10 protein-coding genes and 3 pseudogenes are annotated in these 17,972 nt (G+C 35.2%); 1 reads left to right on the top strand and 12 read right to left on the bottom strand.

The genetic code is table 11. The annotated features are described in order from the left end of the window. Positions 1-58: 58 nt before the first annotated feature. The 11 genes and pseudogenes from AC6CIF_RS28620 to AC6CIF_RS28570 form a co-directional block, all read right to left on the bottom strand. Entirely contained in the window at positions 59-1,177 is a 1,119-nt protein-coding gene (locus tag AC6CIF_RS28620; protein WP_498202447.1) for a UvrD-helicase domain-containing protein, read from the bottom strand. Between the two features lie 6 nt (positions 1,178-1,183). Continuing rightward, complete coding sequence (locus AC6CIF_RS28615) at positions 1,184-2,821, bottom strand: ATP-dependent nuclease (RefSeq protein ID WP_498202446.1); 1,638 nt, start codon at positions 2,819-2,821, stop codon at positions 1,184-1,186. After that, positions 2,811-3,704 (bottom strand): hypothetical protein, encoded by an 894-nt coding sequence (locus AC6CIF_RS28610; RefSeq protein WP_498202445.1) that lies wholly within the window; start codon positions 3,702-3,704, stop codon positions 2,811-2,813. Before AC6CIF_RS28610 ends, AC6CIF_RS28615 begins: the two co-directional genes overlap by 11 nt. A gap of 216 nt (positions 3,705-3,920) precedes the next feature. After that, positions 3,921-7,412 carry a DEAD/DEAH box helicase gene (locus AC6CIF_RS28605; RefSeq protein WP_498202444.1) on the bottom strand — a complete coding sequence of 1,164 codons (3,492 nt, stop codon included), beginning with the start codon at positions 7,410-7,412 and terminating at the stop codon, positions 3,921-3,923. Further along, the gene (locus AC6CIF_RS28600; protein WP_498202443.1) at positions 7,382-8,197 is read right to left on the bottom strand and encodes a hypothetical protein; all 816 of its coding nucleotides are present in this window, start codon (positions 8,195-8,197) and stop codon (positions 7,382-7,384) included. Before AC6CIF_RS28600 ends, AC6CIF_RS28605 begins: the two co-directional genes overlap by 31 nt. Positions 8,198-8,982: 785 nt before the next feature. Further along, positions 8,983-9,403, bottom strand: a pseudogene (tnpA, locus tag AC6CIF_RS28595) (IS200/IS605 family transposase). Positions 9,404-9,669: 266 nt separating this feature from the next. Then, the gene (locus AC6CIF_RS28590) at positions 9,670-10,722 is read right to left on the bottom strand and encodes a hypothetical protein (protein WP_498202442.1); all 1,053 of its coding nucleotides are present in this window, start codon (positions 10,720-10,722) and stop codon (positions 9,670-9,672) included. Between the two features lie 313 nt (positions 10,723-11,035). Further along, a complete protein-coding gene (locus AC6CIF_RS28585) occupies positions 11,036-12,814 on the bottom strand; it encodes a hypothetical protein (protein WP_498202441.1) in 1,779 nt (592 codons plus the stop codon). 1,066 nt (positions 12,815-13,880) lie between these two features. Further along, a pseudogene (locus tag AC6CIF_RS28580) lies at positions 13,881-14,482 on the bottom strand (SDR family NAD(P)-dependent oxidoreductase); the annotation flags it as partial. A 134-nt stretch (positions 14,483-14,616) separates the two neighbouring features. Next, positions 14,617-14,889 (bottom strand): hypothetical protein, encoded by a 273-nt coding sequence (locus AC6CIF_RS28575; RefSeq protein WP_498202440.1) that lies wholly within the window; start codon positions 14,887-14,889, stop codon positions 14,617-14,619. Continuing rightward, the gene (locus AC6CIF_RS28570; protein WP_498202439.1) at positions 14,890-15,501 is read right to left on the bottom strand and encodes a hypothetical protein; all 612 of its coding nucleotides are present in this window, start codon (positions 15,499-15,501) and stop codon (positions 14,890-14,892) included. It abuts the gene before it with no gap. Between the two features lie 432 nt (positions 15,502-15,933). Here AC6CIF_RS28570 and AC6CIF_RS28565 point away from each other — a divergent pair, with 432 nt between their 5' ends. After that, positions 15,934-17,580 (top strand): carboxylesterase family protein, encoded by a 1,647-nt coding sequence (locus AC6CIF_RS28565; RefSeq protein WP_498202437.1) that lies wholly within the window; start codon positions 15,934-15,936, stop codon positions 17,578-17,580. 125 nt (positions 17,581-17,705) lie between these two features. Here the strand turns inward: AC6CIF_RS28565 and AC6CIF_RS28560 are convergent. Then, positions 17,706-17,962, bottom strand: a pseudogene (locus AC6CIF_RS28560) (transposase); the annotation flags it as partial. Positions 17,963-17,972 lie beyond the last annotated feature (10 nt).

Here is a 17,972-nt window from a genome sequence, read left to right as displayed (position 1 = left end):
GCTATAAGGTCTTGAAATTCACTGGTTACTCCCAACCCAAATCTTCTCTTTATCACTATTAGATCACATATTTATTAAGTCCTGCGATATCAGTCGCTTGATTATAGTCGTAGACGATACCCACACTATACTTCGCTCTAGTCAATGCAACGTATAGTTTTGAACGACTCGTAGGAGGTAATTCAAACTGATTATTTTTGATCCATCTTATGAAGGGTTGCGTTGGGTAAATTAATACTCTTTCTAATGTAAGACCCTTAGATTCGCCAAAATTAAAACATTTGTAATCTTTATTTACCGTTTCTCTAACACTATCTCTTAATTGAACTGGGTTGTAGGTTTGTAGATAATGTTCAACATCTTGTTTTCTTACTAGAAAGATCCCGTCATGTCCCGTCACTTCATTTTGGTTTGATTGGCATGGATTATATTCAGGAAATAATTTTGAAGAATAACTACAAATCACATCATTATTTCTATGGGATACATTCAACGAGTCTTCATCAATTTCACAATCTATCCTTCGACATTCGGTTTGAATAAACTCTTTGATAAGCCCTTCTTTATACCGAGCATACTTTCTTTCAATGTGGGTTAAATATGTTACCTGACGAGGATCGCCTACGAACAGTATGCTTGAATCGCTCTTCAATAGTAACTTTACAATCTCCAAATCATACCCCGCTAAATCTTGAATTTCATCAATAAAGATATGTGAATAGATGCTGCTTAATCTCTTAAAAACAGCGCCATCGCTTGTTTCGTTACATCTAATAACCAATTTTGAAATCTTATCCGAGTAAATTTTTGAGTCGCTTGTAAAGTAATGTTGTTTAAAGTGAGTATTTTCTCCAAAATAAACTCTACGTGTACCCTGAGCATATCTCAAAGCCGATGGTTGATTTACTAGAAGCATTCCTCGAATTGGCTTATCATATAAACCACCTTGATAAGGTCTAATACCATGCTGAAGCAAGGTGGAAAACCACGTTTGAATTGTAACATGCGATGGAATGCACCCATTCAAGGTAACAAACTTTTTACGGATTTCGGCTTCATTTGCTTGAGTATAAGTGGTAATAAGTATTTTTCCATCACGATGATTTAATGCTTCATTTACAAGAAAAGTTGTCTTACCAGAACCGGCAGCTGCGATAACCAGCTTATTAGTCTTCATACTTGATCACCTTATTGCATCTGCGATGTATTCAGGAAATACCACAGATTCAGCCGTTTCAAAGATTTTCAATGCACACTCAGTTTTATGAGACTTCATATATTTATGCATCTCATCAATATCTAAGGATTCTGTTCCAAAAATAGTATTGAGTTTGCTCAACTCATTAACCTTCAACAGTTTTGGTTCTAATGTATTATAATTAAAAGGGTTCTTCCCAATATGTAAGTCGCCTTCATCCTCATTCGGATCAAAACAAATTTTAATACCTTCTTTTGCGTTATCCCCCAGATAGTCACTGTACTTTCTTTTAACAGCCAATACGTCTCCATCATTATCTGTAACTACTGTTACAGGTTTATTAAGCAATACTGAGATCTCTAAGAATCGCAAAAAAGATGTGCCTACCGAAATAACATCAATTTCGTCTTGAATAGGTAATTTTCCTTCGTTTGAAATCATGTATGCTTTTTGAACTACCAGTTCATCAGAATCTCCTTCCACCAAAATTGCCTTTTTACAAAGGACGAGCCGAAGGGTATCATAGCCTGCTACCTTCTGGAAGAATCCTCTGGTGTCTTTCTTTAGATCATTCAACTTTATTGCCTTCTTGTCATTTAACAATATCAAGTTATCTAACCCTAATTTATTAGCTACGAAACTACTATGTGTAGAAATAATAATTTGTTTATCCTGTTGATTCTCTGCGATTTTATTAATAAATTGGTTCAACTTAGTGTGGGATAGGTGGTTTTCTGGTTCTTCAACTAAAATGACTGCAGCTTCTCTTGTTCTCCTATGGCTTAAAGCCAACTCAGTTTTCACAATGCATTGCTCGCCTTTTCCAACAAAGTGAAAAGGCACGTCATCAAGATAAGTAACCAGACTATTTTCCCAAGCATTTTTAGAAAGTAGCTCAACAGAAAGTTCAACTTTCTTTCCTGTCAGCACTGCGGTTTCTTGAATTTTTGTATTAATAGCCTGAATGGACTCCGAACCCATGAAATTATCTCGCATTTTTCTATGGGCTTGGGAAATATCAACTATATCTTCGGGCTCAAGATTATCTCTAACAATTCTGGAAATATAAACATCAGAGCCATTTTGGTACCGATTACTCGATGAATCAATCATCGCAGACTTCAGTGGGATGCTTTTTGGCGTTATTATCTCCCTAGCAAATGTAGACCAGAACAAATCGTAATATTCAATTGGAAGAGTCTTTACATCTCCCTTATTTACTAAATGTTCATACTCCGCTTGATACTTTTCATCGAAGCAAATTTTAAGTGCAATCCCGCTCTCTTTAACATGATTGCTATTACCGTTACCTTCAAACAACGCTATACCATCACCACTCAAAAATACTTCAATCAATATGTATGGTAGCTCATGACTTTGTCTTTGCTCCAATTTCGTTAAGTATTCACTAACAATTCTATTGTTGAAATAATATTGTGTTAGCTCATTTTTGATTTGTCTACCATTAAGGAGCCCCGTGAGCGCTAAATGAATAGCTTCAAGAATGGTACTTTTCCCTGCCTCATTGTTGCCAACTAGGATGTTCATTCCTTGACTAAGTTCTAAGACGAATTCCCCGTAAAAACTCTTAAAGTTTTGGATTTTCACCTTTTTAATTTTCATTTGACTTTCCCCCACTTAACCGATCTAAATAAGCTACTACCAAATGAGATATGCTTATCATTAGCTCAGCTTCGTACTGGTCAACAGGAACAGAAGGTAGATTTCCGTTGTCTTTTATTTTTGAGTTTCGATGATGTCCAACCTTATTTAGGTAGGTCGATACTCCGGTTAATAATCCAGTAATTCCATCTCTTTTTTGCTCCGTGATATCACTTAGGAACCCCTCCCAGACTTTCGAGTTGTATGGTCCACCTCTTCCATTCCCAACGTCAGTATAAGATTCTATTACTGAGAGACATTGCCGAAGGGCATCGTAAGTCTTTCCTCGTTTCATATGCTCACGAGCATCATCAAGCAGTTCATAGGCTTGAATCCAACTTGTATCGTTTAACAATGCTGCTGGAAGGCTTACCGCGTATTTAGTGGAATACCCATAATAATTTATAAACCGAATCCAATCAGACTCTGATATCTTTATTTGTTGGTTGCCGGTTATCGGAATGATCTTGTTTCCGTTCTCCATGACTTCTACAATCGCCTTTACATCAATTGTGAAATACAGGTCACCAGAACGAATCCCTTCTATGATAGAAATATCGTTTGAGTCAAATATCCAATCCCATTCTCTATAACCAGAGCCTTGATTGAACACACGAATGTTAGGTTGGACTTGACCCACAGCTTTCTTTAAGAAAGTAGAGTTAACCTTTGATGATACCTGAATATCCAAAATGTTTTGAAGTCTGTGTGTTTGATCCGACATCTGAATGTCAATAAACTGTATGCTTTCTGTGATTCTTAAGTCGAAATCAAACTTTAAGTATGTATTGTTGTTTAGATGATTAGAGTGCATAGATGATTCAAACAAATTAATTGTATACATGAATGAACTATCTCCTTCTTTTAAAAAATTTTAAGTTTATAATTTTTAGGAACATCCTCTTTGGTAATTAACATCAAGGATTCTTTACTTTATTCTCAGCTGATAGCCATGGCATTCTTTGCGATTGAAATTCATATAACTAGACTTGTAGGTAATAGATGATTGCGTAAAACCGACTCTTATATTCTAAAGTTGGTCTCGTACTCCCCGTTTAGTTTAAATTACAAATGATAAAACCATTTTTATATCAATGAATCGAGAAGAATCTATAATTCTAATATTTTCTATTGTGAGCCTGTATTCAAAGTTTAAATCTAGATAGTAACAGACCTCCTCATTGTATTTCCGAGGTATATAGCCAATCTTGTGTTCAGAATAATAAACTGCAACAGCATTTTCATCGTAAAAATTTTCTCGTTCCCTTTTTATTATCAACTCACTGCCGCTCTCAATTTCTTTTAATAACTGGTCCCTATTGGGTAACTCACACAAATTAAATTTAGTACCAGCAAGATAGATTTCATTAGAACTACTATCACCAAAGTCGTTTGTCATATCTTTATAATTATTTGACAAAGAGACTAATTTTCTAACCTCGAAAGGGATAATATTACTTTCGTTATCGAGAAAAATCAATGGGTCAGCATCCTTTAAAAAGTCCCTTAACTCATCAATAGTTCTATAACTTGTATTAACCTGAACATATTGCGACAAGTCTTTAACTGTTTCTCGTGAATTAAGTCCTAATCTAAATAAACTAACATCTACACTATTGTTGACCCCAAATTTAATGTAAAGTGGAAGATACATAAAAAATTCATTATTTCCAACAACCTCAATTACCATAGAACATAATGAGCCAATAACCCAAGGTAGTTTAAACTCAAACATATCCTTAGTATAGTCTACAAGACGCGAAATTCTGTATTGTTCACTTACACCACTAAAATATTCTTCACCAAGTTGTCTATATGATTTGTAACTCTCAATCCAATCAACAAAAAGATTATATTCGTTGATTTCTATTTCTTTGGAGTTTCCTGCACCTCTTCTAATCTTATTTTTTTTACATTCTGGCAATGACAATATTCCCTTGAAAATTTCTGGGGTTATTACTTCAGAAACACTTTGAATTGGGCTTTCACGATTATTAAGAAATTCTAAAATAGAAGTAACCATCACTTGTAAAGCTCTATAAGAATTAAATGATAAGCCGCTTTCTTGGATTTTTATTAGGTCTATTCTGCTTTGTAAATCATAATAAAAAAACATCTTTCTAGAGAAACTCAATACTTTCCCTAATTTGCTTGTATCAGCTTGATGGAAAAACAATGTATTACTTAGCATACTATTAATCTCGTCTCTCGCTGGCGATAAAGCGTTATAAAATAATAATAATGATTTAGCAAAAGATTTTGAAGTTAAATTTAAGAGTGCAGCTGTTTGTTCTGCTTCTTCTAAGCGTTCAATCTCATCAAGTGAATTAAAAAATTCCTCATCACTTAAAAGAGAGCTTCCAACAATGTTAGAGTAATTTTCGTAATTATAATGTTCCTCTACTAGATTATTATAAAAATTTATATATACTATTTGCCCAAATGTGCTCTGATATGCTCTACCGGCACGCCCAGCGATATTTTTAAAATCTCCAGGACTTAATGTAGGTTGGCCACTATAAGATCGTCCTGAATGTATAAAATTCTGTATTGGGAAATTCACCCCTTCTACTAACGTTGTAGTGCAGACCATAATTTTTATATGACCATTTAGAAAGTAATCTTCTAAAGCCTCCCGAATATCTATCGGTAAACTTCCATGATGATAAACCAGTCCCTTATCTAACCCTAATGTTAGTAGATGATTTGTGCCAAGACGTTTTTCAATATAGGTAATTAGATTTTTCATTTCTAGACTAAGTTCTAGTCGTTCAGGAAACAACGGTTCATAAGCACGCACGAATTTTTCACATTCATCTTTTGTATGGAAAAAGATAAGACTTCCCCCTACATTTTTAAGCTTTTGAGCAATACCCATAATAAAATTTTCTCTCTTCATATTACTATCACGATCAACGCGATTATTTCTTATATGATGATACCTTCCAAGTTGAAAAAGACTAACTTTTCTAATTGTCCCGTTAATTTTATATTTAATATTTGCATTTGCTCTGTAATTTTTAAAACCATCTTTAAAGAGAGGATCAGTTTTATTAATATTAACCCAATTACCATAGTTATCAGTTTCATATTCCCAAGAAACAATACCCTTTAACTTCACAGTTGGTTTCCAATCACTAGGGAAATGTCCGGAACACCTTTCTGCACTATCCACCCACTCCATGACAGAGGCACCATTATCAATGATTGCTGATAAAAGCAGAAGTTTTATATTGCTATATACGTTATGATTTATCAAAAAAGAAATACAACCCTCAATTAACCAACCACGTTCCTTATCTTGAATCTTATGAAACTCATCAAAAATAATAATTGACGTTTTCACTAGAATATCATTCGAAAAAATATTTCTTGTAATCATATCCATTTTTTCGGGTGTCGTAACTACTACATGATCCTCAGCATACTGACCATAAATGAAATCAGGTTCATAACCACTTATGGAACTAGAAACTCTATAACCAAGCCTTCTAAATCTTTCTCTTAATCGTTTTGTAACTTCATATACAAGCGCATTGGTAGGAACAATATAGAAGCACTTTTTGGTTATGTCTTTTTCAAGCTCTTTCACAATGGCTAATTCGGCCAATAGACTTTTCCCACCACTCGTCGGGAAATTAATCATTGCACGCCTTATATTATCGTTCCTTAAAAACCCGTTAATATTATTTATTATTTCAAGCTGATTAGGCCAGAGTTCCACTATAGAGGGTCTTGATTTAATAAGTTGTTGTATATAACTGGTAGAGGTTACAGTGTCGAGATTGGTCCAGACACTGTTTTTTATTAATTTATCTATGCAGTGGTTTAAATACTTAGTTAATTTAAATTCCTCAGAATTATTCGAATAGAGCTTCTTTTCGATTAATGCATTTAATAACTGCATAGTTTTCTCCGCAGCAAAATGGCTCCCACTAACAACGAACTTTTTTAATTCCTTAAATATATTTATTAAGTCGTTATCATCAATTCTTTTTTCTATGTCATTAACGAATTTTCTAGCTAATAATAAACTCGAAAACATGTATAAATTTTTTAGATTTCTCGGTAAAGTATGATCCATTTTATCAATTAATTTGCTTAATTTTCCTGAGATTACAATCGAATTTGGTGGATTTTCACTTAAAGTATACGCAACAGCTGCTCTCCAATAACTCTTCAGTTGTTTATTCAGAATTTGACCTAGTGATAACGTAATCAATTTATCTTCACTTACATGTTCAAGATAATCGCCCAACTTCTCACTAGCTAAAGCACATAACTGCATAGCTCTTCTCATTATTTTATCATCATAAGCCCTTAACGTATTGTTATACTCAGAGAAAAGAAACATACTTACCCTTTCGAGATCCCTTATTCTTCCTATGACTCTTTCGATTGTTTTTTCAGATATGTTTCTCTGGTTTATCTCCAGACCTATACAACTAATAGTAAGAATTTCGAGTATCTCTTGAAAATCGTTTGGTAATTTGGATTCTTTTAAACGTTGCAGTAGTTCACTTATATTGAGTGTGTTTGTAACTTGTTCCATACTCTATCCCTCAAATCATCTAAAATCTTAGCTAGGAGTTCAATAAAAACAAATTTAACTAAACGTTGTTCTTTCGAAAGTTCGTCTTTGAAACAATCCCCAAATTGCCTAAAGGTATCATCAGTGGAAGTGAAATTCGACGAAACTCCAGTCGCTCCTATACAAAATTCTCTGTTAATTACAGTCTCAAACAATCCTTCTACTACTTCTCTCAGTGTATCATTAGGCCGATATTGGAAGAGCTCTTGTAAAACGGCTATTTCATTATCTATATTCTCCTCGAAACTCCCGTTCTCGCTAAAAAAATCGTAAATTTGACTTGCGCGTGTTGAAATCGTATTCTCTGTTGTCTTAGTTTCCCAAATTGTCACTTTAATTGAGTTTTTATCAATCATGTCACCAGTAAAGGTTATATAATCTATTCCTGGTTCAGCAGATGAACGACCTTTAGGACCATGAGACCATAGAAAATCCTGAACTGTCTTTTGAAAGTAGAAAGCAAAAAGAAACTCACCCACCAGACCTTTGTAATGTTGCCTATTTTTGAAAATTCTTCTTATATTATTAACTATGTACTGCTTGTGCTTTTCATTAATATTCTCACCATTTAAAAGTGACATTAAATCTTCGTAAGGTTGTTGCGTAAGAACACTCTGTAAGAGATATCTATGAAATTCGTCATAAAACTCTTCATAAGTACCTGAATCATTCAACACGAAGGTAATGTGTTTTTTTACGAAATTATGAGGAACAGTCATATCGGCAATTTGAATATAGTGAGTCATTTGTTTACACCTCGGTTTGAGACATTAAGTGAAAAATCAACATTAACTTCTATAATTTTCCGCTCCTCTATTATTACACATACGTTACTTTATGAATAGGACATTAATACTACTTCATTTAAGCCTATACACATCATCTGTGAGCAAATATGATCTTGATGCAACTTCAGCTCAGCATTTCTGCCTTTCCGTAATCGTATCTATCTAAAATTCACTTACTACACATCTATATTCAAACCGAAATGCACTAAAAAACACCCAATAATAATTTAAATTATGTGTGCATTAGCCCCCGTCTTCTTTAGTGTCACATTTTATACCCATCAACATTATGCTATTCTGCTCGTTAAGATAAATCAACATTTAGACCAAGTACTTAGCCGTTTCAAAGATGAACTAATCCTTAGCTTTGATCGAAAAAACCTAATTCCCAATACAAAAAAATCCGTTATTCACGCGAATTCTTTAAATTCATGTGCTTTTTCTCGCCACATGATCTCCATCATGATGCTATTTAGATAAATACCTAATCCGAAATGAAACCATTTTCTTGTCCTCAGCTTGGGACAATACTCGGTTGCTTAAAACAAAAAATTCTCTAAAATAGCGACTTAAATAGGACTATGTTCTTATTCTTCGACAAATCATGACCACCCGTCCATCGGGTGGTTTGCTCTTGGGGTATAACTCCCTGTTGCCAAACTGCGCCTAAAGACGCTACCTTGACAGAAAATCTGTTCAGACTCAATGTTATTTGTCACTTTTACTTACTAGTTAAACTGGTTTTACTTCTTTTTGTCCCTATTACTGCTGAATGGATCTTCGTATTTTTTTACACTCAGCTTATCTAATGCCTGATCATCTGCTTATAGCTCACGCATATACTTTTTTACTGTTACTTCTTTAGACCCATTGTGCTCACATAGTACCATTCTGCCCAAAACTTTTGGTTTCTGTATTTATACTTGTTTTTCGAATATCATTAGCGAACTTTTTCCCTTTAAATATCCTATGAACTTCGAGACTGCAATTTTCGGTGGAATCGCTACCAACATTGCACATGATCGAGCATCTGTGAACTTCTATAATCTCTACTCCTTTGTACTTACATAAACGTTTGAAGATTTCAATTAAATCTTCTCTCACTTAATTGTAGATTTCTTTCCGTCTATACTTCGGGGTAAACACAATGTGGTATTTACACATCCACTTTGTGTGAGCTAGGCTTGTTTGCCATCGATGACCAAAGTGTATGTGATCGAAGTTTAGACATGCATCTAATCAAAAATCGGACTATGTTCTTGTTTGTCAATTTGGGCAATCGGTACATGTTCTTGTCCTTGGCTTGGGACAAAAACTTGTACCGATAAAATAAAAAAGCCGCTAATTAGCGACTTGAATGGGAATATGTTCTTGTCCCTCGACAATTGAGGCTGACCTTAAAATGGTGAGCCTCAATTTCATAATTATATCTATTGAAGTGGATCTTTCTCTATATTGCCAAAGGAGGATGAATTCCACACATTTCTTGTATACAAGAATCTGTGCTTACCTTGTATTTGTTCAGCATCGAAGCAGACCATAATGTCAACTTCGTTAAACAGTCTATGATCAACTGGATTTTTAGCATTGGGATTAAGTAACAAATACGTCCCATCTAGCAAAGATTCATGATACTTTCTGTGAGGTATTTGATTTTCTTGTATTGTTTCATATCCATAATTGTTATAACGCACAGTGTCAAAGGTTATTCCTTTAGATTTTTTTCTTTGATGGGCTCTGACTTTCCCAATTGTAGCAATGGGGTTGAATAGTACAGCACTTATATGTTCGTAACGTTTATCATTAAACAAACCAATATCGATTTCTGCACCATTATGTTTAAATGTTTTTGTTCCATAAGTAATATTGGGTTGACCATCCCTATCATACTTCGCACTTTGCATTCCGTACAACACTCTTGATATAGCACCGGACTTTTGCGTGTAGAAGAAGGGTTGTTCAAAAGCACCAATAGCTAAAATAAATGGTTTATCTTTTACATGAGGTAAGTTCTGATAGTAATCCATGTAACGGTTGTATTTGTTCCTAATGCTATTACTTATCCGTTCTGTAGCCATTGATAACACTTCTTCATGCATTTCATTACGATCTGACTGAAATAGATACTTTCGGTCAGTCTGTTTTAGATAAGCTAGTTTTTCATGTTCGGGAATAAATCCTTTGGCATGGGCAGTTGAAACAGCCTCAACAATTAGTTGATGTCCTTTTTTTGATATGGAAAAATCAGGGGACTGATGAGAAAAATCAAATTGGAAGTTTAGTTTGTTGAGACTAGCATACAAGTAGATCTCCCAAAAAGATGAGTTGAAAGTTTCTTGAAATTGCTTTACAAATTTATTATCTCTATCAACAAAGCCTCTAGCCCATCTTTCAATAACGTCTACTAGCTCAGGATCGTTCGCGACGTTAATAAAATTTGGATGTAGTTTATCCTCTGGAATTTGCCGCTCAAAAAGATTCATAGTTTTGCGCTCCTGTGTAGTTATTTGTATATCATCCTTAATTTTCCATCAAATAAGGCGGCTAAAGCCTAATTTCTTTTTTTCTATCTACTAAATATTACATAGTATTTTGTACATATGTATGTAGCTCGATTTTCGTTCTGTTTTTTTATAAGTCTCTGTTATGTTCTTCTTGTCCATTCCGCTAATCGGTACAAGTTCTTGTCCTTGGCTTGGGACAAGAACTTGTACCGATTAAATAAAAAGCTGCTAGAATAGCGACTTCAATGGGACCCATTACCTACTTCTATAGAACAGCTTTAGTTTAATATAGCTAGTTAGTGAACATACTAGTGATATTCCCAATGCTGTCTAACAATGTACAGAATCTATCCAATAGATCTTCTACACTTTCCTCAACAGATTTTTCAGATGATATTTTATTTTGTCTGGCATTTAATATCGATTCTTTAACTTTGTACCTATCGACAATCAAATAATTTTGAATAGTTGCGTTTGTATCTGTGAATGCATTGTAGAGTATATAATACATTGTTTTTTTCAGCAAGGCTTCCTGCTTTATATAATCGCCTTTTAGCGATGGTATTAATACATTTCCCTCCAAGTCAGTCACATCAGTGTCTACATGTATTTTCTCTATCAGCCTATAAAGGCTTTTTCTACTGGTAACAGCCATTACTGCAGTTGCAGCATAGCGCCATTTTCCATCGTTGTTCTTAGTTGTAATACCGCCAGATTTACCAAGTAGCTCGTAATTTGGATCAGTTAATTCATTTTCTAATTCAAATTTTGTCATTGTTGTAAACTGAGGTTTTACGTATTCTGTTGCTTCATTTGATGTATGCCAGTTGTCATATTTTAGAAGGTCCTTTTGCAGATCGGGCACAAATAATTCATAAGCTTTCCTAAGTATGTCACTAGCTTTCCCTGATTGGATCACAGTATTTATGCTCTTATGTAGCTCACTGATCATTTCAACCATTTGTTGAACTGCTACTGTTACAGTATATTGGAAAAACAAAAAATCATCATCTTTTGAAATATTAGGAAAATCCCTCTTTAGTCTTGCTTTTTTTAGTGATGTACACGATGAAGAAAGAAACTCTGTTTCCATCTGCTTGAAATATTGATCTTTAAATTGATAATCACCATCATTGTTCCGCTCAGTTACTTTAAACTTTTCCAGTAGACCAAGAGTTTCTATAAAGTATTCATACTCAACATCTGAATAATTCTTATTTTCTCCAAGCTGTACTCCCCGGATCAATGCACGTACGTTTTCAAATGTCTCTGGTTGACTATTTGATCTAAATAACCTACTCATCCCGTTATCCCTAGCAATAAGAAAAAAGGGTACAGATTGAAAAACATTAGTAAAGGTATCCTCATAAAGTGAAGAAACAATATTAGGGTAGCTTTCAGAGCAATAAAACAAAACACCATTAATCCCATCCAACCCAAGTTCGCTCAAAGGACGTACGTTTGATATTTTTTTGAACCCATTATCATCTTCTAGAACTATATCCATTAACCCACGGGTATCACGAATATACAAATCCAATCTATTTTTTGAAATTAAAGTTTGTAGTTCTTTATTAGCTTTGACCTTCAACGTTATTTTCTTTATATATTTATCTATTCCTTCGGTATTAATTAACGACTTTATATCTCTTTGCTTCAAAGTTTTTTTCAATTGGCCTAACTGAAATGAAACACTCTCCTGTAAATTTTCGTCATCTGCTACTTTTCTTAGCCTAAGTATGTTTCGTAGAATTGTATTCTTTTCAAGTTCTTCATTAAATTTCTCTGTACATGAACCATTTGCAGGTATCAATATTGTCTGTTCGAAAAATTCTACGTTCTCAATTCCAATCTCTTCTGAATCCTCTCCGCTAAAGTGATATTCAACTGTAACTTTGGTTCTAGCGTCATCTCCAGTTGATATTTCAATAATGCTTTCAGGGTATTCCGTAAGAGCAGCAATCCCTGTGGTTTTTCCTGATTTTGTCATCCCTAAAAAAGCAAAGACTAACTTTTGAGTCTTTGCTTGTTCTTCTTTGCTCAAAGTTCGTACATCTTGGCTACAAATCATATTATTTCCTCCTAGTCTAATATGTTTGATAGGCTCCATTCACAAAAAAATAAAAGGATTATGCCGACTAACGACATAATCCTCAAACTCCCATGTCACCTAAGCACATCAATCATCAATAGAGTGATACCATTAGTTATCGTCGAATCATTCTTTTCTTTATTTTACCATTAAACGCTTTAAAAGATCAATTTATTATTATCAATTGTGTATTTTAGTTTTGGCTTTAGTAGTATTTTGTGATAGAGCGTTCCTTTCAACAGTATAATAAAATTTTCATTATGATTTTAAGTAGTTCAGATTAGTGGATTTCTTTATTTAGTTTAGACTTTTACGACCCACCAAATATATTCCACTGATGATATGGAGGTTGTAATATGATTTTCTTAGTGAACCTGCCCTTCTCTCTGTCATCCTGGATTCATACAATAACGAAATTGCATCGTGGCATTTAATGGCCATCTAACCCTGGATATACACCGTCAGTGTAGATCATGATTGACGTAATCCTACAGCATCAAAAGAATTGTAATCTACCTCGAAGCCATTTAACCGTAAACTAAAAATCAGCATATCAGGCAGTCACTATAGGCATGAAATATACAATGTGATATGCTCAGCATCAGTCATACGCAACGTTCTCGCCAGGCTGTACCAAGCAAGGCAAGGAAATGCCCGAAAGCACGGCGACCTCTTCCCTACGCAACCCTCGAGTCCGCCTTCTAGGGAAATCACTATTTGTCAAACCAACTTCTTGTGGTAATAAATGTATTTGGCGACTTTTTAAAAAGTTCCAAGTTCCTTCCGTCGGATTTCTCCATTCATATGATCACCGTTTTTCTTGAGATTTAGTTAGATTATATGCGGTTGTAAAGGATAGAACAAGAATGAACACTCCACGACAAAGCAAACTTATTTAACAATCCGTTTACCACGCTATTCTGCCCGTTACCTAAAAAGGCAGCCGATCACTATAGTCGGCTGCCTCCTTTTTTATTGGGATAACGTTTTCTGTTGAGGTGCTCTTTTAACTTATAGTCCCTTTCCCCTTGCATAAGTCAATGAATTAGTTGATGAAGGGTTTGGTGGCCTCATACAGTCTATTAGCATATTCATCAACTTCGTCTCGCGACATGCGTAACCGAGGAATGGACGTACCATACCCAATTTCGGGCATACCTTCTTCCAATCCTGCGAAAATACCGTCTGCGAAGGCGTCCAATGTTTCACTCTAGCTGTTCAACCCAGCTGCTTCGCCAGCTAGCTGGGTTGGGACGGAAGGCGTGGGGACTTCAATAACTTCGACGGAAGTCCCTGAAAGCTGTAGTCGAAGATACACCGTGAAACAATGTAGGGCCGCTTTCGTTGCGGAATACAATGGGGCGATTAAAAAAGGGTAAACGCCAAACCAGAAGTCACGTTCAGGATCGCGGCGTCTTCCTTCGTTGCCAAGTACGGTGTAAACAGCACGACGAGATGAACGGGCGCATCTAAATTAGTGGCCACTTCGTGATTGTAATGTGACCAATTTCGTGCATCCGCGGTTCGCATGTTGAAGGACTGTTCCGTTCCGGCATTGTTCACCAACACATTGACGTCGGGATAGTTCGCGGTCACCCAATCAAACATAACAAAGTGAACATTTTCATGTATTATGGTAATTGATGAAGTTTTAAGTGCGTATGATCAATGTTTAGATATACATCTAATCGGCAATCGGATCAAGTTCTTGTCCTTTTCGGTAATCGGTACAAGTTCTTGTCCCTCGACATTAATCAATTTTACCACGAAGATTAACGTTTTTAAAAATTCAATTTTTTCACATATGCTTCAACTGATTTTTGGAGTTTAATAAGATCCATATCTGGTTTGCTTCCTCTGACCATCAGTGCAACTGCATGTGGTGTATACGAGTTCATTGCTTTAATGTTGCTACGAGCAGTCTCATTTTGGTTAGGACAATCGAATTTAATCGATATAGACTCATTACTTTTTGAAAGGTGATACTCAATATAATTTATTTGCTTGTTAATGCTACACTTGAGAGCTACTTTCGGAAATGATTTATCTCTCATCTAAAGAATTTCTCCCCATTTAGGAACATTGATTTTCTCACTTCTCTTCCCTGCTATTTCAAACCAAGCTCTGAAGAAACTCTCACTAAATTCACTAACCAGTTTCTCAAGAAACCAAAATATAATATTTCTATCAATAGTTCCATATGTCAATTTTTGAAACGTTATAAGTTGTGTTACGAAATATTCTATGTGATCTTCAATTAACATAGGAGCAGTATTCGATGTTAGGTCATCTCTTGTAGGATCAAACCCATAGAAAAGCACTTCCTTCAGTAAAGATTTTCTCCAAAAAACATAAGCATATGCATAGGGACAAATTAAAGGAAATTCCGCTAAGTCATCCTTCTTTTTAAGTTCCAATTGTTGATGGATGCAATGATGATGGTTCCGAAGAATTCCTTGAAGTAAATTCTTCTCAATTTTCTGGAAAGTTTTTGAGCAGATTTTTAATTGTTCTTTTCGAAAGAGATTCGAGTGAAAATAATTTTGCTGAATAGGCTCGCTTGAAACAATATGTTTAATTTCTTCAGGTTCTTCTTCAATTAACATTTTTAGATTACAATGATTAGGATGGACAATCCATTTTGTCTCCAAGTTTTCTTGATTCATGTTCGATTGAATCCAACGCAGAACTGCTTGGTTTATATGTTCTGCCCCCATCCATTCGTTCCAACTAGATTCATGAAATATAGCAAGCCTGTAGCCGCACTTATTGAACAGCGAGACAGATCAGCTCCATTCCCTGGATGGACTGCTCGGCAACTCACTCTCGGAATTGGTCAATTTCAATATCAATGCGCTTACAATTAAAACTGAAATGATTATGCAACAGGTAACTTATCATTGTTGTCTTAACTATTTTCAATTTTGTATTGACAAAAGATAACCCATAAAATAAGATATAAATAATATATTATATGGATTGTAACCGTATACACGGGCAAGACCTATTAAGCTACTTCAAGGAATTCTTTGAAGTATGTTTTATGGTCTGCCCGTTTTTTTATGCGTTTAATCCATACACCTTAAGGAGGCGTTTACATGAGAAAGTTGTTTGGCAAGAAAATGGCACTGTTAGTTGTAGCAACACTACTTACTAACACTTTATTTTCTTCAATAGCTGACGCTAATGATGATAAGGCTATTAAAAGAATAACCGCGAATACTTATATTGGTGATTTAGGCACAATGGTAGATTCTTTTGATATTGTAGTGGATGATATCGATAAATTTAAAGAAGTTCAATCCACTGATTTTGATGTTACTGGTAATTATGATGGTTACTCAATAAATGAGAAAGAAGGAACTGTACAAAACAATTACGAAGATGATGGTATTGGACTCCAAATTAGCGGGCAAACTTTACACCTCAAAGTGAAAGCGTTTCGATATCCCGGGGGACCCACATCAGATTTCGTTATTTATAATAGGAAATACTCGGAGCTTTCCTTCACCAAAGAAGATGTTTCTCAAATTAAAACACGGACTGTAGATGATTTTAAGGCAGGGACTCTCACGGGAAGTAATGGTCACACTCTCTCCTATCGATTAAAACAAAGCGAATCAAATGAGGCTCGTCCTTTAGTGGTCTGGTTACATGGGGGAGGAGAAGTTGGAAATGACAATCTAAAGCAGTTGACGGAGAATCGCGGCGCTACAGTTTGGACTGAATCAGGTAAAGATACATCTGTTTTAGCAGTTCAATACCCTAAAAACTATGGCTGGGCTATATATAATAACCCCGAACAATTAAAACTAATGCAGGATTATTTCTTAGTACAATATGAACTCATTCAAGACCTAATTGAAGAAGGTAAAGTTGATGCTGATCGTATTTACCTTGTAGGTGCTTCTAGCGGCGGTGGCGGGGCTTTCCGTTTTATGATGCAATATCCTGATTTATTCGCAGGCAGTCTTGTCATAGCTGCAAAGGATGCAATAGCAGACTACAAAGGAGATGTTGATGTATTCAAAGAGGAATTAAAGGATCTTGTAAAAACTCCAATTTGGATCATACACGCCGAAAATGATCCAATAACAGATAGTAGAACAAGTAAGTTGGCCTTTAAAGCATTAAGAGAACTGGGATCATCTGTTGTTAAGGAAACAATTTACGATGATGCTTTTATGAATAAGCACAGACTATTTGGTGACCTCAAGCACTTATCATGGGTTCCTACATTTAATGATTCAACGTTGGTCAATTGGCTATTTAATCAGAGGAAATCTGATTTGAGTGAAATTCTATCAGAAACAAAGGAAGTTACACGTGAACAATTAGCCAATGCCCTGGTAAATGCATTACATTTGCCTACAGTAACAGATACAAAAATTTACTCAGATATCAACTCTTCGAAAGTAAAACAGCAAATATTACAAGTTACTCATTCTGGATTAATGAATGGAGTAGCAAATAGTATATTTTCTCCAGAAGGTAAGGTTACTCGAGCACAATTAGCAACAGTAGCAACAAATTGGATTGGAAATAGCGATTATCCTGATTCCACACTCACTCATAGTGATATACCCGTGGATCATTGGGCATATTCTTCAATAATTCGCGTCATTGATCTTAATCTTATGAATATCAATGCAAGGAAACAATTCGAACCCAATAAACTTGTTTCTGGAGAGGAAGTGCAAGAATTGTTACTAAAACTTGCCACATATAACATCAATAATAATTAATATAATTATAGAAAGGCTGAACTCTACCTAATCTTTTTCAATGGCTTAGCGTTTACCGATTGAACAAAAAAAGTCGCTAAAATGGTCATAACCCTGTCAAGTAGACAGTACAAAAAAGACAAGATTTAAGCTGCGGCCGTTTCCCGGTATTCTACCGGAGAACGGTCGTTTAGTTTTTTCTGAAGTATTCGCCCACTTGTTGTTCAACCTCTGTTTTATTTTCCGCTTTATTCAAGTATATTTTCTCCGTCTTTAAGTGAGAGAAAAAAGACTCGATACAGGCATTGTCTAGGCAATTTCCACACCTAGAGTGACTGCCTAGTATGCCGAGGTGTTCCAGTTTACGGTTAAAAGGCTTCGAGGTATATTGAAATCCTTGATCCTAGTGCAGG

It is taken from the genome of Paenibacillus sp. GQ49 (assembly GCF_059759055.1).
This window is presented reverse-complemented; position numbering and strand designations above follow the sequence as displayed.